The sequence below is a fragment of the Halomonas sp. H5 genome (assembly GCF_050613175.1).
Taxonomy (GTDB): Bacteria; Pseudomonadota; Gammaproteobacteria; order Pseudomonadales; family Halomonadaceae; genus Bisbaumannia; species Bisbaumannia salifodinae.
The window spans coordinates 435,187-453,968 of record NZ_CP192510.1 but is presented as its reverse complement, the minus strand read 5'-3'; the positions used below and the strand labels follow the sequence as shown (position 1 = coordinate 453,968).

Here is an 18,782-nt window from a genome sequence, read left to right as displayed (position 1 = left end):
GAGTTCTAGTGTTCGCTAAAAGCACTATAGTTCGACAGCCGAACTCACCCCCATCATCCGCTCCGACAGCCAAGCTCTCTCTACGATAGCAAACACAATAACCGACCCGGAGGATTTCCATGTTCAAGCCGCTTCTTACATCCTTGGCCATTACCACCGCCTCCCTGGCCATGGCCGGCAGCGCCCTGGCGGACTATCCCGAGCGCAATATCCAGGGCACCATCCAGTGGGGGGCCGGCGGCGCCACCGATAACGTGGTGCGCAGCCTGACCCCCCACGTAGAGGAGGTGCTCGGTACCACCGTCGTGCTGACCAACCGCCCCGGCGGTACCGGCGTGATCGGCATGAACCATGTGATGCGCCAGCGTCCGGACGGCTACAACCTACTGTTCGGTGCCGAGAACCCGCAGCTCTATCCGCTGATGGGCCTGGCCGACTTCACCTATGACGATATGCACACCGTCAATATCATCGGCCAGGGCGTGGTGGTGATCGCCGCCCATCCGGACAGCCCCTTCGACAGCTTCGCCGAACTGCTCGAGCATGCCAACGAGAATCCGGGCGAGCTGCGTATGGGCGGTACCGGCGCCGGTGGACTGCCCAGCACTATCCACGCCATGATCAATGCCGTGGGCGATCTGGACGTGCGCACCGTCACCTTCGGTGGCGACGGTCCCGGCGTCACCGCCCTGCTGGGTGAGCATATCGACTTCATGCCATTGAGCCTGTCGGCGGTCGCCGAGCAGATTCGCGGCGGCCGCCTCAAGGGCCTGGCGGTGATCGCCGACGAGGAACTCGAGGACCTGCCCGGGGTACCGCCGATCACCGAGGCACTGCCGGAAATCGAGTCCTTCCTGCCCTGGGGCCCCTTCTGGGGTGTCTTCGCGCACCAGGACACCCCGGACGATGTTAAGACGATCATCGAGGAGGCTTACCAGGAGGCCGTCGCCAGCGATGGCTTCCAGGAGTTCCTCTCGAACTTCGGGGCGACCTCCCTCAACCTGAGCGGTGAGGAGGCCCAGGAGTACCTGGACAACTGGCAGTCGGTCACCGCCTGGTCCATGTTCGAGGCCGATGCTGAATCGCTGGAGAACACACCGGAAGCGCTCGGCATTCCGCGCCCGTAATCCAACCACTGTGGCTTTGGGGGAGGCATCGCCTCCCCCCTGGAGTCTTTGATGAGCAAGAAAATCGAGCGAGTCCAGGCCGGCGAGAAGAGCTTCGACTGGCTGCTACTGCTGCTGAGCATCGGAGTACTCGTCGAGGCCTTTCGCATCGACGGGGGCCTGCGCCTCAACTCCGCCGGCTCCTTCCCGATGGGACTGGCCCTGGTGATGCTCGCAGCCTCGGTAGCGATACTCGCCAGCCACCGCTACAAACGGCGCGATCCGCGCATCCGCAATGCTCGGCATGAGATCCAGGTGTTCCTGCATGAACACTTCCAGCCGCATATCGTGGTATCACGGTGGTCGCGGCGCTCTATCTGGCCGCCATCAACTGGGCAAGCTTCTATGTCAGCACCTTTATCTTCCTGGCGGCGATGTTCATTTATTTCCGCCAAGGCAAGGTCGTCAGCTCAGCTCACTGATCATTACCACCGTCGCCATCGCGGTGATCTATGTGCTGTTCACCCTGGTGTTCCGCGTCTACCTCCCCTGACCCCCGAGGCACCCGATGAGTGATACCGTCTCCTACCTGCTCATGGCCTGGCTCGACCCTGGCCTGCTCGGCCTGACCGCCCTCGGCGTGTTGGCCGGCATCTATATCGGCGCCATCCCCGGTCTCTCGGTGACCATGGCCGTGTCGATCCTGATCTCTTTCACCTTTTCCTGGGACATCAACTACGCCCTGGCGCTGATGGTCGGCATCTACGTGGGTGGCGTCTATGGCGGCTCGCGTACCGCCATCCTGCTCAATATCCCCGGGGCACCCTCGGCGGTGACCACCGCCTTCGACGGCTACCCGCTGGCCCAGAAGGGTGAGGCGGGCCGCGCCATCGGCCTGAGCACCGTCATGTCGGTGATTGGCGGCCTGATCGGTGTGGCCGTGCTGGCCGCCACCGCCCCACACCTTGCCGACCTGGCCCTGCAATTCGCCCCACGCGACTACTTCCTGATCGCCATCATGGGCCTGCTGCTGGTCAGCACGCTCTCCGGCAAGTCACTGGCTCGCGGCATCTTCTCGGTGGCCCTGGGCGCCACCATCGGCCTGGTGGGGATGGACATGGTCACCGCCCAGCCACGCCTCACCCTCGGCAGCATGGAACTGCTCGGCGGCATTCACTATGTGGTAGTGATGATCGGCCTGTTTGGTGTCGCCGAGGCCTTCTACCAGCTGCACAACATGGCCAAGGTGCCGGTCAAGCAGAAGGTCGACAAGATCGTGCCACCGCTGAGCATGGTGCTTAAGTTCCTGCCGCTCTCGGTACGTACCTCGGTGATCGGCGTGGTGGTCGGCGCCCTGCCCGGCACCGGCGGCGACATCGCCTCGCTATTCGCCTATGACCACGCCAAACGCACCGTCAAGAACCCGACCACGCCGTTCGGCGAAGGCGCCTACGAGGGCCTGGTCGCCCCCGAAACCGCCAACAATGCCGCCGTTGGTGGCGCCTACGTGCCGATGCTGACGCTGGGCATGCCCGGCGATGCGGTCACTGCGGTGATCATCGGCGCCCTGGTCATCCACGGCCTTAACCCCGGCCCGATGCTGATGATCGAAACACCGCATATCTTCTGGTTCACCGTAGGCAACCTGGCGCTGGCCAATATCTTCCTGCTGATCTTCGGCCTCACCGGCATCAAGATCTTCTCGAAGATCGTCGAGGTCCCCAAGGCCATCATGATCCCGCTCATCCTGGTGCTCTGCGTGGTCGGCACCTACTCGCTCAACAGCAACATGACCGAGGTCTACTGGATGCTCGGCTTCGGTATCCTCGGATACTGGCTCAAGGTCTTCGGCTTCCAGATGGGACCCATCATCCTCGGCGTGATCCTCGGCCCGCTGCTCGACGAATCCTACCGCCAGGCAATGTCCTCGGTGGGCGACCGTGGCGGCGACTTCCTGCTGGCGCTGGTCACCAATCCGCTCTCCCTGGTGCTGACCAGCGTGATCGTCCTGGTGCTGCTCGGCAACACCCCTCTCAAGGGTTGGCTGGTGACCCGTTTGCGGACAAACTGATCGAGTAGCCCTACCCCATGACGCGGCCCCAGGGCCGCGTTGTTCTGAGGACCACCCTGCCGGCGCAGAATGAAGGTGAGGAATCCCGTGAGTGATGATACCGCGACATTCGACTATGCCCTGGTATTCGATTTCGACGGAGTCATCCTCGATTCGGCGACCCTCAAGCTTCAGGCCTTCGCCGATCTCTATGCCGACGAGGCCGAGGAGCGACACCGGGCCGTGGTCACCTACCTGAGTCGCCGCGGCGGCCAGCCCCGGGAGGTCAAGTTCCGCCATATCGAGGCGCATATCCTCGGCCGCCCGGCCAACGAAGCGCGCATCCGCGAGCTCTGCGAGTGCTTCAAGGCCCGGGTGGAGCAGCGCCTGCGGGAGGCCCCGCCCATCCCCGGCGCCCTGGCCTTCCTCGAGCAGCGGGCCGGCAGGCAGCCGCTCTACCTGCTCTCGGCCACTCCCGAGGCCGAACTCCGCGCCATCGCCGACCAGCGCGACCTCTCCCGCCACTTCCTCGAGGTGATCGGCTCTCCCCCCGACAAGGTCACCGGACTGCGTAACCTACTGGTTCGCCGACACCATGCTCCGAGAGAGACCGTGATGATCGGTGACTCCTACAACGATTATCGTGCCGCCCGCTCCAACGGTACCCACTTCGTCGGCGTCACCGCCGACCCTAGCGCCTCACCCTTCCCCGCCGACACCATCACCACTACCGACCTGCATGACCTGGGGGCCGCGCTGGCACGACTCTGAGCCGGCTTAGGGCTCCCGCGCCAGATTAGATGACCGCCCCAGTATTCGGCGTCCGGTAGTCCCGCCCCCTTGGCCCCGTAGCGCGGCCACCTATCGACCATCACCGCGACCTACCCCAAAGGAATCAAGGAGATGAAGACGTCATGACGGGGGTCTCTCAACCTTAATCCAGACCCAGGGCCGGGAAAAACCTCAGGGCTCCAGCAGTCGCCGCCAGAGGCGGGTGACCAGGGCGCGGTGCTCCTGAAATTCCTCGGCGCCCACCGCCCGGGGCTGGTTGGCCAGGGCGGCGCGGTGCACGGCGTCCCGGTAGGCCAGGTAGGCCTCGCGCAGCCCCCGGCACTCGCCGGCATCCAGCAGGCCGCCGGCCTCCAGGGTCTCGAGCAGGCGCATGTTGTCGCTCCACTCCAGCAATTGGGGGGCGTAATGGGCCATGGAGAGCACCGCGTACTGGCAGAGGAACTCGATATCCACCATGCCACCCGGGTCCTGCTTGAGGTCGAAGTGGTCGTCGCCGGGGCGGCTGGCCAGGTGATCGCGCATCTTGAGGCGCATCTTCACCACCTCCTCGCGCAGCGCCGCGAGGTCGCGCTTCTCGCCCAGCACCTCGCGACGCACCGCCTCGAAGCGCTCGGCCAGGGCCGGGTCGCCGGCCACCACCCGGGCCCGCACCAGGGCCTGGTGCTCCCAGGTCCAGGCCTCGCGTCGCTGGTAGTCGGCGAAGGCCTCCAGGGTGGTGACCAGCAGCCCCGAGTTGCCGGAGGGGCGCAGGCGCATGTCGACCTCATAGAGGGCGCCGGCGGGGGTCACCGCGGTGAGCAGGTGGATGATGCGCTGGCCCAGGCGGGTGAAGAAGACTGGGTTGTCGAGGGGCCTGGGGCCGTCGGTGCTGCCCTGGGAGGCGGCGTCGTGGATAAACACCAGGTCGAGGTCCGAGCCGTAGCCCAGCTCGATGCCGCCCAGCTTGCCGTAGCCGACGATGATGAAGTCGCTCTCCCCTTCCACGCCGTCGCGGCGCTGGGGACGGCCATGCTTGCGCACCAGGTGCTTCCAGGCCATGGCCAGCACCTGTTCCAGCACCACCTCGGCGATAAAGGTGAGGTAGTCGCTGACCTTCATCAGCGCCCGGGTGCCGGCGATATCCGAGGCCGCCACGTGCAGCACCTGGGCATGCTTGAAGATGCGCAGCGCCTCCAGCTGAGCCTCCTCGTCTTCCTCGGGAATCCGCGCCAGGGTCTGGCGCAGCTCATCGGCGAGACGCGTCTTGTCCGCCGGGGTATAGAGGGTGCCGGGGGTGAGCAGCTCGTCGAGCAGGATGGGGTGGCGGGCCAGTTGGTCGGCCACCCAGGGGCTGGCCCCCACCAGGCGCATCAGGTGATCCAGGGCCTCGGGGTTCTCGCGCAGCAGCGCCAGGTAGGCGGTACGCCGCAGCACCGATTCGATCAGCGGCAGGGTACGCTCCAGGGCGCGATCCGGCAGCTCGCTGCCGGCGGCGGCGTCCAGCATCAGCGGCATCAGGGCATCCAGGCGCTCGAAGCCGATGCGCTGCATGCCCTTGACCGCCCGGGAGTGGCGCAGGCCCTCCAGGCGCCGGGCCGCGGTATCGGCCTCGGCGAAACCGGCCCGGGCCAGCAGTTCGCCGGCCTCCTCGGCGTTCAGCTCGCCGCGCCACAGGGCGCGCCATTCGTCCAGGCCCACCTCGGCGCCCTCCCGGTGGGGGGCGGCGATCTCCTCGCGCTCCTCCTCCGGGTCGGCGATCACCGCGTCGAAATGCTGGCGCACCCGGCCGCGCACCTCGTCGAGACGCGCCATCACCGCCGGCCAGTCGGCCATGTTCAGGGCCAGGGCGACACGCTCCCGGTCCGTGTCGTTGTCGGGCAGGGCCTGGGTCTGGCGATCCTCCAGCCCCTGGAGGGCGTGCTCCAGGTCGCGCAGGAAGACATAGTCCGGGAGCAGCTCGTCGACCACCGCCTGGGGCAGCAGCCCCAGGTCCGGCAGCCGCGCCAGGGCGCTCTTCAACGAGGTCACCTGGAGCTCGGTGTCACGGCCGCCGCGAATCAGCTGGAAGGCCTGGACCACGAACTCCACCTCGCGGATGCCGCCGCTGCCCAGCTTGATGTTGTCGTCCATGCCGCGGCGCTTGACCTCGCGGTTGATCATCGCCTTCATCTCACGCAACGACTCGATGGCGCCGAAATCCAGGTACTTGCGATAGACGAAGGGGCGTAGGCTGGCCAGCAGCTCGTCGCCGGCCTCCCGGTCGCCGGCCACCGGGCGCGCCTTGAGCATGGCGTAGCGCTCCCACTCGCGGCCCTGGTCCTGGTAGTAGCTGGCCAGCATGGCGAAGCTGCCCACCAGGGGGCCACCGTCGCCCAGGGGGCGCAGGCGCATATCGACGCGGAAGGCGAAGCCGTCGCCGGTCACCGCGTCCAGGGCGCCGATCAGCTTCTGGCCCAGCTTGGTGAAGTACTCCTGGTGATCCAGCTCGCGACGCCCGCCCCGGGTCACGCCCTTCTCCGGGAAGGCGAAGATCAGGTCGATATCCGAGGAGAGGTTGAGCTCGCCGGCGCCCAGCTTGCCCATGCCCAGCACCACCAGGCGCTGGGGGGCCTCTTCGCCGGGGCGCGGCGCCGGGTGCCCCCAGCGCGGCGCATAGTGGGCCTCCAGCCAGCCCAGGGCGCCATCCAGGCAGACCTCCGCCAGCCGCGACACCGCCGCCGCCGTGGCCCACATATCGGTGCCCGCGGGCCGCGCCAGGTCGCGCCAGACGATGCCCAGCATGCGCGCCCGGCGAAAGCGGCGCATCGCCGCCTGCATGGCCGACTCGTCCTCGGCGGCCTCCAGGGCCTCGCCCAGCCAGGCCTCCAGCAGGCCCGGCTCCGGGGCGCTCTCCAGCTCACCGTTGGCCTCCAGGTGCAGCAACCACTGGGGGTAGCGCACCAGGGTCTCCAGGGCGAAGTCGGAGATCGCCACCACCCGGGCCAGCTGCTCGCGGCACGCCTCGGGCAGCGCCAGCCAGTCCTCCAGGGGCGAGTCGCGGCCGGTCATCTCGGCCAGGCTATCGGCCTGGGCCAGGGCCTCGTCCAGGCGCTGCTGGGCCTGGCCCAGGGGGACGCGCAGGGGCTCGGGAATCTCGGTCAGGGGCAGGAAACCAGTCGGCAGCGCCATGGGCCTCTCCTCGGGGTCATTGGCTTCAGCATAGCGAAGGGAGCGCTCAGGCGAAGAAGCGCTGCCAGGCGACCAGCGCCCAGGTCAGGCCGGCCAGCAGCAGCGCCAGCATCACCGCCGCCGAGCCGATGTCCTTGGCGCGCCCGGAGAGCTCATGACGCTCGGGCCCGATGCGGTCCACCACGCTCTCGATGGCGCTGTTGAGCAGCTCGACGATCAGCACCAGCAGGCAACTGCCCACCAGCAGGATCCACTCCACCGGGCCACGGCCAAGCCACAGCGCCAGGGGCAGCAGCACCAGGCAGAGCCCCAGCTCCTGGCGGAAGGCCGCCTCGTTGCGAAAGGCGGCCTTGAGGCCCTTGAGGGAGTAGTGGGTGGAGTGAATCAGGTGGCGCCAGCCGCGGTGTCCCGGTTTCATCTGCCGTCTTCCATCGATGAGCGATCGCTGTTTGAGGCCGATGGTAGCAGAGCCCGGGCGCGGCCGCGCCCCGGGCGTGACGCCAGGTCATCCCGGGGCGAGGCAGGCGGAGAGAGTGGGAGGTTAAAAGGCCTGGGTCAGGGTCAGGCGCAGCAGATCGCCCTGGGGCGCCGCGCGGTTGTCATACTCGTGGTAGAGGGCGGCGTTGAGACCCAGCCCCAGGGCCGGCCAGAAATAGCCCGCCTCGACGCCGATGGCGTGCTGCTCGGCCTTGTCGCCGGGGGCCACCCCACTGTCATTTTCCAGTTGCCAGGCGTCGTAGCCGACCAGCCCCAGGGTCAGGCCGCTGTCGAGGCGATGCCCCAGCCCCCACTCCACCACCAGGCTATCGCCGGGGCTGACGCCGGTGTCGTCCTGGCGGCCGTGGGTCTCGTAGCGACTCAGCGCCGAGAGGGTCCAGCGCTTCTCGGCATCGAAGTGCCAGGCGCCGCCCAGGGTCAGCATGGTGCTGTCGAAGCCCTTGCCCGGGGAGGCGGGGCGATCGGCGGCGTGGTCGCCGGTATCCAACCACTGGCCGGCGGCGAAGACCGCATCCCAGCGTTCGCCGTGCCAGCCCAGCACCAGCGGGCTGAGGAAGAGATCGCCCAGGCCACTGTCGCCGTCATTCAGGCCCACCCCGCCGAAGCGTAGCGAGGTGTCCACCACCGGCAGGATCGCCTCGACGCCATAGTCGGCGCCGAGGATCTGCCGATCGGTGATCCACACCAGGCGATTGACCAGGGCGGTGACCTCGCCGCGGTTGCGCCCCGGGGCGGCATTGCCGCCGCCATCGCGCAGGCTGTCGATCTCGTAGCGGGCCAGGTAGCCCCGATAGTAGAGCCCGGGCGGGGGTACCTGGGCGCCATTGAGGCCCTCGACGCCGGGCACATAGTGACCATTGCCCGCCGAGGCCGGGGAAGCGAGGGCGGCGCCCCCCAGGGCCAGGCCCAGGGCCAACCAGTTGAGATGTCGCATGGGGAAGTCCTTATTGTCGTTATCGGCGCGCCGGGGCCGGCACGGCACCGGCGCGTGGTGTCGCGGTGGGATCAGTCGGTGGACTCTTCCAGGGCACGGGGCCGCTTGTGGCGGCTCTGCAGCTCCTGGGCCTCGGTCCTGGCCAGTTCGATATCGAAGACCACCTCGGTGAAGGGGCCCTCCAGGCCACGCTGCTCGGCCTCGCTGGCCTCCTCGATGACTCGGCCGTCCACCAGCAGCTCCTCGCGGGTGGCGAAGGCGAAGTCGTCCCAGGTGTAGGGATCGCCGGCCAGGTTGATCTGGGTGGTCAGGTGCTTGTGGCCCGGCGCCGAGATAAAGAAGTGGATATGCGCCGGGCGCTGGCCATGGCGGCCCAGGGCGGCGAGCACCCGGTCGGTGGGGCTGCCTTCCGGGACCCCGTAGCCGGAGGGGATGATGCTGCGCGCGGCGTAACGCCCCTCGGCGTCGGTGACGATGGTGCGACGCAGGTTGTACTCGGACTGGGACGGGTCGAAGTGGGAGTAGCCGCCCTTGGAGTCGGCGTGCCAGATCTCGACCCGGGCGCCGGCGACCGGCTGGCCGTCGGTGTCGCGCACCAGGCCGGTCAGCCACATGGTCTCGCCATCCGGGTCCCGGCCATCGTCCATGCGCGCCACCCCCTCGGCCTCGGGGGCGCCGGCCACGTAGAGGGGCCCCTCGATGGTGCGCGGGGTGCCGCCGCTCAGGCCGCGGGCCTCGTCCTCGGCATCCATGCGCATGTCCAGGTAGTGATCGAAGCCCAGGCCCGGGGCCAGCAGGCCGAACTGGGAGCCCTTGCCGAGCTCGTTCATCAGGCTGACCGTCGCCCAGAACTCCTCCGGGGTGACGTCGAAGTCATCGATCAGCCGATAGAGGTCGGCGAGCAGGCGATGGATGATCCGCTTGGCGCGGTCGCTGCCGCCGGCTTGCTCGAAGCCGGCGACGGTGTTCAGGAAGTCCTGCACCTGGGGGGTGTCGAAAATCTTTACGGTCATGGCGTCTTACTCCTTGTGATTCTTGTCGTGAAACGGCCAATGGGTGGCATTAGATCCGCTTGAAGAGGGCCGAGCGCTGGCCGCCGTCGGCGCCGTCGGCGGCGGTCAGGAAGCGCTCCATATGGATGTCGCGCTCGAACAGGCGCCCCCGCATCAGGGCGGTGATGGCGGAATCGATCATCGGCGGCGGCCCGCACAGGTAGGCCTTGTGCTCGCTGAAGCGACCCTCGAAGTGGGCGTTGGCGGCGTCATGGACGTAGCCGACGAAACCGTCCCAGGCGTCGTCGTCCAGGGGCGCGCTGAGCGCCGGCACATAGGTGAAGCGCTCGTGCTCGGCGGCGAGCCGCTCGAAGCGCTCCCGGTGGTAGAGCTCGGCGAGGCTGCGCGCGCCCTGGAAGAGGGTGATGCGCCGGGTATCCTCGGGGTCGGCCAGCAGGTCGAGGATCATCGACTCGGGGCTGGAGAGCCCGGAGCCGCCGGCGATAAAGATCACGTCCTTGGGGTCGGACTTGCGCACGAAGAACTGGCCGTAGGGGCCGCTCAGTTCGAGGGTCTGCCCCACCTCCAGCGTCTCGTGGAGCCAGGTGGTGGCCGCGCCGCCCTCGACCTTGCGGATATGCAGGGCCAGCTCGCCGGACTCGGCCGGTGCGGAGGCGATGGAGAAGGCGCGGGTGCCCTCCACGCCGGGCACCCGGAGGTTGATGTACTGGCCGGCCTGGAAGGCCATGCCCTCGCCATCCAGGCGCAGGCGGATCTCGCGGATGGTCGGGGTCAGCTCGGTGATGGCGCTGACGGTGGCACTCCAGTCCTGCACCGGATGGCCGGCGAAGTCCGGGTCCTCGTCGACGTCCGCCTCGATTACCAGGTCGCTCTCCGGATGACAGCAGCAGGCCAGGCGGTAGCCCTCGTCACGCTCCATGTCGAGCAGGGCGAAGGGCGAGGCGTCGCCCACCTCGGCCTCGCCTTCCAGCACCTGCACCTTGCAGGTGCCGCAGGTGCCATGGCCGCAGGCGAAGGGCAGCCACACGCCCTGGCGAAGGGCCGCGTCCAACAGGGTCTGTCCCTCTTCCACCTCGACGATTTCGCCGGTGGGTTCGATGGTCACTTCATAACTCATGAGGCTGCCCTCCCCTCAGATGGCCGCGTCGGCCAGATCCGACAGCCGCGGCGTGATCAGGCGCAGCTGTGACTTGTGGCCGATGCCGTTGTCGGCCAGCGAGGCGTCGCCGCGCGGGGTGAAGTCCTCGCCGTCGAGGCGCCACTGGGCCTCGGCGAAGTCGAGTACCTCGCTCTCGGGATGCGGCGCCAGCGCCGGCGTGAGCACCTCCGCGAGGAAGGCATCGAAGGTCATCGCCGGGTCGGCGAGGAAGGTCAGGGGGGCGCAGAACAGCAGGTGGCGCTCCCACATCACGTACACCAGCTGGTTGCCGTGGAAGTTCTCGACGCGGTCGCGCACCGGGCCCCGGTAGTTCGGATAGTTGGCGTTTACGCTCATGATCGCTGCCTCCTCAGACGGCCTGTTTCCACGCCGCCCAGCGGCGCTGCTCGGCGGAGCCCTCGAAGTCGAGGTTGTCCTCGCCCATTTCGATGCGGTAGTAGTCGCCGATCACCTTCTCCATGTCGGCGCCGCCGCAGTTGCCCTGCAGGATCTGGTGCACCGGCAGCCAGGCCTGGACATACTTCTCCGGCTCGTGCTGGAAGATGTCGCGGCAGCCCTCGGAGCAGAAGTGGTAGCGCTCGCCGTCATGCACGGTGTCGCGGTGGCTGAGCAGGGTGTCGTCGTCCGGCTCGGTGATCGCCAGCGGGATCTGGCACACCTGACAGAGCTGCGGCAGGGCGTTGTTGTAGAAGCGCTCGCCCTTGGCGGCCTTCTCGGCCAGCAGCTCGAAGCGCGGCCGGTAGAGGCGATCGAAGGTGTCCGGGTACTTCTCGGAGAGCCAGTCCATCTCCTTGGCGGTGGGCACCCAGGTGTTGAAGGCGGTGGCGTGACCGTACTGGTAGAAGATGAACCAGGCCTGGTGGCTGACATGATCCTTGCCGATCACGGTCTGGTCGGCGTACTTGGGCGGGCGGATGCCGTAACGCTCGAGCTCCTTGAACAGGGCGCCGCCGGCCTCCTCGTAGTACATCGTCCAGGCCTCGGCCCAGGACATCACCTTGTTGGGCAGCATGTAGTCCATCATCATGCCGACGATGGAGAGCAGCCGGTAACCGCGCCACAGCCACTTGTCGAGCCACTGCTGGATGATCGGCACGTTGTCCTCGTGCTGCTCGAGGATGAACTTGATGATCTCGAGCCCGAGGGTCATGTGGCGTGCCTCGTCGGACTGCGCCGAGAAGCCGAAGGTCACGGTGTTCATGTCGCCGTTGTAGGCGGCGCCGGACATGAACGGCAGGAACAGCAGGTTGGTCAGCACGTACTCGAAGGAGAAGGAGATCGCGGTCAGGAACTCGAAGGGCCCGGCGGTGGAGGCGTCCTCGAAGAACGACTTGGGCACCGACAGGTACCAGACCCGATCGAACATGTGCGGGAAGTCATGCATGCCACCGAAGTACTTGTTGTAGTGACTCATGGCATGGATCTGGGTCTGGGTATGACGCAGCTCGTCGATGGACTGCATCTGGCAGGCGATGCGCGCCCCGACCCCACCGAACTGGCGACCGACCCGGGCATAGCCCTTGTAGGCGTTGTACTCGAGCGGCGTGACGGCGGTGATGAACAGCTTGACCGCGTTCAGGTAGCGGGGGTCGGAGATCTTCATCTGGCCGTTGTTCTGGGACACCGCATCGAAGATCGCGTAGAGCTTGCGCTCCTTCTCCGCCTGGAATTTCCAGTAGTTATCCATGGTCAGGCGGAAGGGGTCTTCCCACTGGTCCCAGTCGGTGATCTTGATGCCCTCGAAGCCCTCCTGGGGGAAGATGTCCTCGTAGCGCTGATAGCTGGGCTCCCAGCCCAGGTCCCGGGTCATGATCCGGTAGCGCTCTTTCATGTTGAGTCGCTTGCTGGTCTTGGCATTCATGGCTAACTCTCCTGCGCCATTATTGTTGGCTGGCGTGTGATGGCGTCGTCGGGGACTCAGGTGTTCCAGTAGAGGGTGAAGCTGTCGTCATCCTCGTCGACGTTGCCGCCGATGCTGATCATGTCCACCTGAAGCTCCTGGGTATCCCAGTCGCGGCCCAGCTTCTCTTCCACCGTCTCGCGGCGAATGACCAGGCGGTCGTCGGCCTCGACGCGGATCATGGCCGGGCTGTGCTTGACCTCGGCCGCGGGGTTGTCCTCGCTGATGGCCTCGACGATAAAGCGGGCGTTCTCGTTGTCCTGCAGGGCGATAAAGACGCGTGACATGGGGCTAACTCCGTAATCAGGGGAAGGCTCAGTGGGTCTCGAGCAGGCCGAGCTTGGCGAGGCGCTTGTCCAGCACCGCCAGGGCGGCGTCGAGCTCGATATCGGCGTCGATGGCCACCGGGGTCAGCGCCTCGACGGCACGGCTTCGCCAGTGGGCGACCCAGCGGGTCAGCTGCGCCCGGTTGGCCTCGCTCTCGCCGGCCAGGGTCTTGAACAGCGCATCGATAAAGCGGCTGCCGTCCTTGAACCACTCGCCCATGAAGTCGGTGAGGATGGCGATATCGCCGCCGCCCTGAGCCAGCAGGCGCTCGTCCAGGCTCTCCAGCAGGAAGGGGTAGAGCAGGCCGTCGAAGATCAGGTTCTGAGCCAGGGAGAGCTCGGCCCAGTCCTCCACCACCAGACTGTCCTCCACGTAGCGGCGCACGCCCTGCCAGGCGGCCTCCTCCATCCACAGGGTCTTGGCCTCGGCCAGCAGGGCGCCGGGCGACTCGTCGATCAGTAGGCCGATGCGCGACAGGTACTGGGCCACGGCGAGACGGTCCATGCCGTGATACATGTGCGCCTGGCTGAGGGTGGTGCCGTAGGCATTGGCGGCGATGCCCACGTTATTCATGTTGGCGCCCATCTCGGCATGGCGCAGCGGCAGCAGGCAGCGGGTGACCAGGCCCCGCGCCTCGTCGCTCAGGCGAGCGCCCAGGCCACGCTTTTCGAAGAAGGCGAAGCTGGTCTCGGTGCTCTCCTGGAGCTTGGCGCGGGCCGCCACCCAGGCGCCATAATAGAACTGGCGGGGGTCACTGAAGGCGTACCAGTCCTCCATCACCAGCGCCGTATGGCCCGTGTCATAGAGTTCGTGATGCTCATCGAACATCGGCCGATAATGGAAGTTGGTGGTCGGCTGAATATCGAAGCTGGCTTCCTGATAACGGGTCGCCGGCTTGTCACCGAAGCGCCGCTTGGTATGGCCATAGGTCTGACGAATCGGCGTGATTTCCGCCGTCTTGATCTCGACACTCATAGGGGACTCCTCGTTTATTATTGTGCGATGGTGACCGTCGCATTCCGGTATCAGTGACTGACGCTGTAGCGCCACTTTTCCATTTGGGTATCGACGGCCTTGGCCTGTTCATCGCTCATAAAGATCACGTCATTGCGGGCACAGAACTCCTCGAAGGCCAAAGGAGGCATGATCAGTTCGACGAACAGCTCCGGATTTTCGATGGCGAAGTCGAATTCAATGAATCGCTCGCTTCTCTCCCGTACACGGACATAGCGTTTCAGGGTGCGGGGGATGGCCGACTGGGACATGGGATCGCCTCCGGGTGAGTTTCCTCCTTACCTTTACAAGGCCCATGCCAGTCCGGCCAAAAACCAAAAAAGACTAGAAAAAACAGAATGATAAAAAACCACCCCGCCGCTTCCCGACCGTCTGAGGAGCGCCGCGCATCGTGAAAATCATCAATTGCTGCACAGCAGCTTGGCCAAATGATGAAAATCACCGGCCGGCGACAGGGAGTTCAATGAAAGGAGACTGGAAGGGGCGACCTCGAGCGGCTTATGCTGTCGGAGTCGATAATCGGTAGTCGTGTTGAAAAACCCGACAAAAGTCCAATACACAAGATCAAAATAACGGCCCTGTGACGCCATGAAAACGAGCACGCCTAGCGATGGGGTGACGCCGCGTTACCCGGATAGCCGAGATATTCTCGAGAAACTGCGCTTCCTTCCCGAGGAGGGGCAGATATGGCTCGGCGAACAGCGCATGCTGCTGATGCAGCTACAGACCATGGCCACCTTCCGCCATGAGATCATTCGTACCCTGGGGCTGAAGCGTGCCAAGAGCTTCTTCCTGCGCCTGGGTTACCACTCGGGGCTCAAGGATGCCGAACTGGCCCGGGCCGTGCGTGGTCAGGAGATGTCGGTGGAGGATGGCTTCCTGACCGGCCCCCAGCTCCACTCCCTGCGGGGGTTGGTCAAGGTGATTCCCCTGGCGCTGGAGATCGATCCCCATCAGGGCCACTTCTATGGCGAGTTCGAGTGGCAGGACTCCTATGAGGTGGCGATCAACGAGCAGTTGGAATCCTCCCTGGACGAGCCGGTGTGCTGGATGCAGCTGGGTTACGCCTGCGCCTACTCCAGCCAGTTCCTGGGCCAGGAGATCCAGTATCGGGAGGTGGAGTGTCGCGGCCGCGGCGACGAGCGCTGCCGCATCATCGGCCGCCCCGCCGCCGAGTGGGAGGATCATGGCGCCTTCGCCGAGCATTTCCGCGAAGACCCGCTGATCGACGAGCTCTACGAACTGCAGTCGCGCATCGCCTACCTGGAAGACGATATCGCCCGCCACAAGGGCGACGAGCACTACCGCCCCATCGGCAAGGCCCCGGCCTTCCTCGGGGCGCTGGACCTGATCGACCGCGCCGCGCGTTCCGAGGTGCCGATTCTGCTGCTGGGCGAGACCGGCACCGGCAAGGAGATCATGGCCCACCGGGCCCATCAGCAGAGCGGCCGGGCCGAGGGCCCCTTCGTGGCGGTCAACTGCGCGGCCATTCCCCCGGACCTGATCGAGTCGGAGCTGTTCGGCGTCGATAAGGGCGCCTATACCGGCGCCGTCCAGTCCCGGGCCGGGCGCTTCGAGCGCGCCCACGGCGGCACCCTCTTCCTGGACGAGCTGGCCGAGCTCTCGCCGCGGGCCCAGGCCTCCCTGCTGCGTGTCCTGCAGGAGAAACAGATCGAGCGGGTCGGCGGCCAGCACAGCTACGCCATCGATGTGCGTATCGTCGCCGCCACCCATGGCGACCTGATGGAGCGGGTACAGGACGGTCGCTTCCGCGCCGACCTCTTCTATCGGCTCAATGCCTACCCGGTGATCATCCCGCCCCTGCGTGATCGCCGCGATGATATTCGGCTACTGGCCGAGCACTTTCTGGAACGTTTCGAGTGCCACTACCACGTCAAGACGCTGGGCTTTACCGATCAGGCCATGGCCCTGCTGCGGGCCCATGCCTGGCCGGGCAATATCCGCGAACTGCAGAATATTATCGAGCGGGGGGTGATCCTCGCCGGTGACGGCAACTCCATCGATGAGCAGGCGCTGTTCGGTCAGCATCCCGGCCAGAAGCCGGGCCAGACCCTGAGCGAAAGCGGCCATATCGCACAGGCCGCGGATACTGCGTCTGGCGATGCCCTGGTGTCGCTCTGCGATCGGGTACTCGAGGCGGGGGTGTCGCTGGAGGCCCTGGAGACGGCCCTGCTGGAGAAGGCCTATCGGGAGTCGGGCAAGAATGTCTCGGCGGCGGCCCGGCGCCTGGGCATGAGCCGGGCGGCGCTGGACTATCGCCTCAAGAAGGGGGGAATGCTGTAGCCGAGCCTGTCCGTGACTCTCCACAGCAATGACGCGGCCCGCCGGTTGGCGGGCCGCGTCATATGGGGCATCGTCCGTCAGCCAGCGATCAGCTATCGTCGTCGCGAACCGAAGACGGATGGCGGCACAGCGGCTTGACCGCGATCTCCATATAGGGGAACAGCGGCAGGTTGGAGATGATCTCCTGGAGCTCGGCGTTGTCTTCCACGTCGAAGATGCTGACGTTGGCGTAGCTGCCGGCCACCCGCCACAGGTGACGCCACTTGCCGCGGCGCTGCAGGTCCTGGGCGTAGGCCTTCTCGGTGGCCTTGATCTCGGCGGCCTGCTCGGCGGGCATCTCGGGGGGCAGCTTGACGGTCATTTCCACCTGAAACAGCATGGCTCTCTCCTCGTTAAGTGTGTCTTGCGAAAGGGTATGGGTCGCCCACGGACGCCTTACTGGCGCGAATAGTGGGCCAGCTTGTCTTCGTCGAGGGTGACGCCGAGGCCGGGGCCAGACGGCAGATCGGCCCCGAAGTCGTGGAAGTTCAGCGGCTCGGCGACGATATCGTCCTTGAGCAACAGCGGGCCGAACATCTCGGTGCCCCAGGCCATCTCGCCCAGGGTGGCCCAGGCGTGCAGGGAGGCCGCGGTCCCGATGGTGCCCTCCAGCAGGGTGCCGCCGTAGAGGCCGATACCGGCGGTCTGGGCCAGTTGGCCCAGCTCGATGGCCCCCAGGGGACCGCCGGCCTTGGCGATCTTCAGGGCGAAGGCACCTGCGAAGCCGGCACCGACCAGGTCGAGGCCGTCCCGAGCGTCCTGCACCGCCTCATCGGCCAGCATGGGCACCCGGAAACGATTGGCCAGGCGTACCAGGCCGGCATGCTCGCGAGCCGGGATGGGCTGCTCGATCAGCTCGATCCCGGCCTCCTGCAGGGCATGGATGCCGCGCACCGCGCTGGTCTCGTCCCAGGCCTGGTTGACGTCGACGCGCACGCTGGCGCGATCGCCGAGGGCCGCCTTGATGGCCGCCACATGCGCCACGTCCTGATCGACGCTACGGGCGCCGATCTTGAGCTTGAAATCGCAGTGACGACGCTGCTCCAGGCGCAGCTGGGCCTCGTCGATATCCTTCTGGGTATCGCCGCTGGCCAGGGTCCAGAGCACCGGCAGATGGGTCTGGCGGGCGCCGCCCAGCAGTTCCGCGACCGACAGCCCCAGGCGCTTGCCCTGGGCGTCCAGCAGCGCCGTCTCCAGCGCCGACTTGGCGATCATATTGCCCCGGGCATGACGCGCCAGGCGGGCGCGCAGGGAATTGATATTGCCGGCCTCCTGGCCGATCAGCAGGGGCGCCAGGTAGGTGTCGATATTGCGCTTGATGCTCTCCGGGCTCTCCGGCCCATAGGCCAGGCCACCGATGGTGGTGCCCTCGCCCAGGCCCTCGATGCCGTCGCTGTCGCGCAGGCGCACGATGACCATGGTCTGACAGGCCATGGTGGTCATGGAGAGCTGGTGGGGACGAATGGTCGGCAGATCGACCAGCAGGGTGTCGATGGACTGGATAACGGCGGACATGGCGGGCAGGCACCTCAGGGAATCAGTGGAACATCTTCAGTGTGATTGCCTTTATGCCCCCGGACCAATATCGTTTGGAAACCCTGCCATACCTCAGGAGGTATGATGGAACTGCGCCATCTGCGTCTCTTCTGCCTGGTGGCCGAAGAGCTCAATCTCACCCGGGCGGCCCAGCGGCTGCATATGACCCAGCCGCCGCTGTCCCGGCAGATCAAGGCCCTGGAGGAGGAGCTGGGCAGCCAACTGTTCCGGCGCGGCCCCCAGGGGCTGGCCCTGACCGCCACCGGCCAGGTCTTCTACGAGCATGCCCGGCAGATCCTCGACAAGGTAGAGACCAGCGTCGCCACCATCCGCCGCATGGAGCGCAGCCAGCGCCCGCTGTTCGCCATCGGCTTCGTGCCTTCGGTGTTCTATGGCCAGCTGCCCCTGCTGGCCCGGGAACTACGACAAAAGGATAAGGCGGAGCTGAGCCTGGTGGAACTGACCACGGTGCAGCAGATCCAGGCCCTCAAGGCGGGACGCATCGATATCGGTTTCGGTCGCCTGCGGGTAGACGACCCGGACGTGGAGCAGCGGGTACTGTTCGACGAGCCGCTGCTGGCGGCGCTGCCCACGGGCCACCCCCTGGAGGGCACCCGGCCCAGCCTGGAGGAACTGGCCCGCTACCCGTTGATCCTCTTTCCGGCGCGTCCTCGCCCCAGCCTGGCGGACATGGTGCAGGGGCTCTTCCACCGCCGCGGCCTCAAGATCCAGGTGGTGCAGGAGACCAACGAGCTGCAGACGGCCCTGGGGCTGGTGGCCTCCAACCTGGGTATCACCTTGGTGCCGGAGCAAGTCCAGAACGTGCAGCGTCAGGGCATCGGCTATGTGCCCCTGGCCGATGCCAGCCTGACCACCCCGGTGATCTGCAGCCGCCGCAAGGGCGAGGCGGACACCCCGCTGATGCGCGAGGTGGACGCCATCCTGGCCCGGGCTCAATAGGCC

The 18,782-nt window shown here is 66.5% G+C and carries 19 protein-coding genes; 6 read left to right on the top strand and 13 right to left on the bottom strand.

Features of this window, described 5'->3' with window-relative positions:
- The first annotated feature begins 119 nt into the window (after positions 1 to 119).
- Positions 120 to 1,127: a Bug family tripartite tricarboxylate transporter substrate binding protein gene (locus ACQ1W9_RS02115; RefSeq protein WP_431025090.1), complete on the top strand. Its 1,008-nt coding sequence runs from the start codon at positions 120 to 122 to the stop codon at positions 1,125 to 1,127.
- Positions 1,128 to 1,232: 105 nt separating this feature from the next.
- Here the strand turns inward: ACQ1W9_RS02115 and ACQ1W9_RS02110 are convergent, their stop codons facing one another.
- A complete protein-coding gene (locus tag ACQ1W9_RS02110; protein ID WP_431025089.1) occupies positions 1,233 to 1,433 on the bottom strand; it encodes a hypothetical protein in 201 nt (66 codons plus the stop codon).
- On the opposite strand from ACQ1W9_RS02110, the gene ACQ1W9_RS02105 reads away from it, so the two are divergent.
- The 3 genes from ACQ1W9_RS02105 (at position 1,432) to ACQ1W9_RS02095 (ending at position 3,927) form a co-directional block, all read left to right on the top strand.
- Entirely contained in the window at positions 1,432 to 1,659 is a 228-nt protein-coding gene (locus ACQ1W9_RS02105) for a hypothetical protein (protein WP_431025088.1), read from the top strand. The genes ACQ1W9_RS02110 and ACQ1W9_RS02105 overlap by 2 nt on opposite strands.
- A gap of 15 nt (positions 1,660 to 1,674) precedes the next feature.
- Positions 1,675 to 3,177, top strand: a complete 1,503-nt coding sequence (locus ACQ1W9_RS02100; protein WP_431025087.1) for a tripartite tricarboxylate transporter permease — start codon at positions 1,675 to 1,677, stop codon at positions 3,175 to 3,177.
- Positions 3,178 to 3,264: 87 nt separating this feature from the next.
- Positions 3,265 to 3,927: an HAD family hydrolase gene (locus tag ACQ1W9_RS02095; RefSeq protein ID WP_431025086.1), complete on the top strand. Its 663-nt coding sequence runs from the start codon at positions 3,265 to 3,267 to the stop codon at positions 3,925 to 3,927.
- A gap of 192 nt (positions 3,928 to 4,119) precedes the next feature.
- Here ACQ1W9_RS02095 and glnE read toward each other — a convergent pair whose 3' ends face one another.
- The 10 genes from glnE to ACQ1W9_RS02045 all read right to left on the bottom strand — a co-directional run bounded on the left by glnE (position 4,120) and on the right by ACQ1W9_RS02045 (position 14,191).
- Positions 4,120 to 7,095, bottom strand: coding sequence for a bifunctional [glutamate--ammonia ligase]-adenylyl-L-tyrosine phosphorylase/[glutamate--ammonia-ligase] adenylyltransferase (gene glnE / locus ACQ1W9_RS02090; RefSeq protein WP_431025085.1), 2,976 nt, complete (start codon positions 7,093 to 7,095; stop codon positions 4,120 to 4,122).
- A gap of 46 nt (positions 7,096 to 7,141) precedes the next feature.
- Entirely contained in the window at positions 7,142 to 7,513 is a 372-nt protein-coding gene (locus ACQ1W9_RS02085; protein WP_431025084.1) for a diacylglycerol kinase, read from the bottom strand.
- A 123-nt stretch (positions 7,514 to 7,636) separates the two neighbouring features.
- On the bottom strand, positions 7,637 to 8,527 hold the full coding sequence (locus ACQ1W9_RS02080) for a SphA family protein (protein ID WP_431025083.1): 891 nt from the start codon (positions 8,525 to 8,527) through the stop codon (positions 7,637 to 7,639).
- Between the two features lie 71 nt (positions 8,528 to 8,598).
- Complete coding sequence (gene catA / locus ACQ1W9_RS02075) at positions 8,599 to 9,540, bottom strand: catechol 1,2-dioxygenase (protein ID WP_431025082.1); 942 nt, start codon at positions 9,538 to 9,540, stop codon at positions 8,599 to 8,601.
- A 49-nt stretch (positions 9,541 to 9,589) separates the two neighbouring features.
- Positions 9,590 to 10,657 carry an NADH:ubiquinone reductase (Na(+)-transporting) subunit F gene (locus ACQ1W9_RS02070; RefSeq protein ID WP_431025081.1) on the bottom strand — a complete coding sequence of 356 codons (1,068 nt, stop codon included), beginning with the start codon at positions 10,655 to 10,657 and terminating at the stop codon, positions 9,590 to 9,592.
- A 15-nt stretch (positions 10,658 to 10,672) separates the two neighbouring features.
- Entirely contained in the window at positions 10,673 to 11,035 is a 363-nt protein-coding gene (locus tag ACQ1W9_RS02065) for a phenol hydroxylase subunit P4 (RefSeq protein ID WP_431025080.1), read from the bottom strand.
- Positions 11,036 to 11,048: 13 nt separating this feature from the next.
- Positions 11,049 to 12,560 (bottom strand): aromatic/alkene/methane monooxygenase hydroxylase/oxygenase subunit alpha, encoded by a 1,512-nt coding sequence (locus tag ACQ1W9_RS02060; protein WP_431025079.1) that lies wholly within the window; start codon positions 12,558 to 12,560, stop codon positions 11,049 to 11,051.
- 56 nt (positions 12,561 to 12,616) lie between these two features.
- Positions 12,617 to 12,886: an MmoB/DmpM family protein gene (locus tag ACQ1W9_RS02055; RefSeq protein WP_431025078.1), complete on the bottom strand. Its 270-nt coding sequence runs from the start codon at positions 12,884 to 12,886 to the stop codon at positions 12,617 to 12,619.
- A gap of 28 nt (positions 12,887 to 12,914) precedes the next feature.
- Positions 12,915 to 13,901, bottom strand: coding sequence for an aromatic/alkene monooxygenase hydroxylase subunit beta (locus ACQ1W9_RS02050; RefSeq protein ID WP_431025077.1), 987 nt, complete (start codon positions 13,899 to 13,901; stop codon positions 12,915 to 12,917).
- 50 nt (positions 13,902 to 13,951) lie between these two features.
- Positions 13,952 to 14,191 carry a phenol hydroxylase subunit gene (locus ACQ1W9_RS02045; protein WP_346063693.1) on the bottom strand — a complete coding sequence of 80 codons (240 nt, stop codon included), beginning with the start codon at positions 14,189 to 14,191 and terminating at the stop codon, positions 13,952 to 13,954.
- A 337-nt stretch (positions 14,192 to 14,528) separates the two neighbouring features.
- Between ACQ1W9_RS02045 and ACQ1W9_RS02040 the strand changes: the two genes are divergently transcribed.
- Positions 14,529 to 16,244: a sigma 54-interacting transcriptional regulator gene (locus ACQ1W9_RS02040; RefSeq protein WP_431025076.1), complete on the top strand. Its 1,716-nt coding sequence runs from the start codon at positions 14,529 to 14,531 to the stop codon at positions 16,242 to 16,244.
- A gap of 88 nt (positions 16,245 to 16,332) precedes the next feature.
- Here the strand turns inward: ACQ1W9_RS02040 and catC are convergent, their stop codons facing one another.
- Both catC and ACQ1W9_RS02030 read right to left on the bottom strand, forming a co-directional pair.
- Positions 16,333 to 16,623 (bottom strand): muconolactone Delta-isomerase, encoded by a 291-nt coding sequence (catC, locus tag ACQ1W9_RS02035; protein WP_431025075.1) that lies wholly within the window; start codon positions 16,621 to 16,623, stop codon positions 16,333 to 16,335.
- Between the two features lie 56 nt (positions 16,624 to 16,679).
- The gene (locus ACQ1W9_RS02030) at positions 16,680 to 17,798 is read right to left on the bottom strand and encodes a muconate cycloisomerase family protein (RefSeq protein ID WP_431025074.1); all 1,119 of its coding nucleotides are present in this window, start codon (positions 17,796 to 17,798) and stop codon (positions 16,680 to 16,682) included.
- A gap of 105 nt (positions 17,799 to 17,903) precedes the next feature.
- Between ACQ1W9_RS02030 and ACQ1W9_RS02025 the strand changes: the two genes are divergently transcribed.
- Complete coding sequence (locus ACQ1W9_RS02025; protein ID WP_431025073.1) at positions 17,904 to 18,779, top strand: LysR family transcriptional regulator; 876 nt, start codon at positions 17,904 to 17,906, stop codon at positions 18,777 to 18,779.
- Positions 18,780 to 18,782 lie beyond the last annotated feature (3 nt).

Bases quoted from the DNA above. Each gene is read 5' to 3' on its own strand.
- ACQ1W9_RS02115 (WP_431025090.1), top strand. From the start codon at position 120: ATGTTCAAGCCGCTTCTTACATCCTTGGCCATTACCACCGCCTCCCTG.
- ACQ1W9_RS02105 (WP_431025088.1), top strand. From the start codon at position 1,432: ATGAACACTTCCAGCCGCATATCGTGGTATCACGGTGGTCGCGGCGCT.
- ACQ1W9_RS02110 (WP_431025089.1), bottom strand. From the start codon at position 1,433: ATGCAGGAACACCTGGATCTCATGCCGAGCATTGCGGATGCGCGGATC.
- ACQ1W9_RS02100 (WP_431025087.1), top strand. From the start codon at position 1,675: ATGAGTGATACCGTCTCCTACCTGCTCATGGCCTGGCTCGACCCTGGC.
- glnE (WP_431025085.1), bottom strand. From the start codon at position 7,095: ATGGCGCTGCCGACTGGTTTCCTGCCCCTGACCGAGATTCCCGAGCCC.
- ACQ1W9_RS02085 (WP_431025084.1), bottom strand. From the start codon at position 7,513: ATGAAACCGGGACACCGCGGCTGGCGCCACCTGATTCACTCCACCCAC.
- ACQ1W9_RS02080 (WP_431025083.1), bottom strand. From the start codon at position 8,527: ATGCGACATCTCAACTGGTTGGCCCTGGGCCTGGCCCTGGGGGGCGCC.
- catA (WP_431025082.1), bottom strand. From the start codon at position 9,540: ATGACCGTAAAGATTTTCGACACCCCCCAGGTGCAGGACTTCCTGAAC.
- ACQ1W9_RS02070 (WP_431025081.1), bottom strand. From the start codon at position 10,657: ATGAGTTATGAAGTGACCATCGAACCCACCGGCGAAATCGTCGAGGTG.
- ACQ1W9_RS02065 (WP_431025080.1), bottom strand. From the start codon at position 11,035: ATGAGCGTAAACGCCAACTATCCGAACTACCGGGGCCCGGTGCGCGAC.
- ACQ1W9_RS02060 (WP_431025079.1), bottom strand. From the start codon at position 12,560: ATGAATGCCAAGACCAGCAAGCGACTCAACATGAAAGAGCGCTACCGG.
- ACQ1W9_RS02055 (WP_431025078.1), bottom strand. From the start codon at position 12,886: ATGTCACGCGTCTTTATCGCCCTGCAGGACAACGAGAACGCCCGCTTT.
- ACQ1W9_RS02050 (WP_431025077.1), bottom strand. From the start codon at position 13,901: ATGAGTGTCGAGATCAAGACGGCGGAAATCACGCCGATTCGTCAGACC.
- ACQ1W9_RS02045 (WP_346063693.1), bottom strand. From the start codon at position 14,191: ATGTCCCAGTCGGCCATCCCCCGCACCCTGAAACGCTATGTCCGTGTA.
- ACQ1W9_RS02040 (WP_431025076.1), top strand. From the start codon at position 14,529: ATGAAAACGAGCACGCCTAGCGATGGGGTGACGCCGCGTTACCCGGAT.
- catC (WP_431025075.1), bottom strand. From the start codon at position 16,623: ATGCTGTTTCAGGTGGAAATGACCGTCAAGCTGCCCCCCGAGATGCCC.
- ACQ1W9_RS02030 (WP_431025074.1), bottom strand. From the start codon at position 17,798: ATGTCCGCCGTTATCCAGTCCATCGACACCCTGCTGGTCGATCTGCCG.
- ACQ1W9_RS02025 (WP_431025073.1), top strand. From the start codon at position 17,904: ATGGAACTGCGCCATCTGCGTCTCTTCTGCCTGGTGGCCGAAGAGCTC.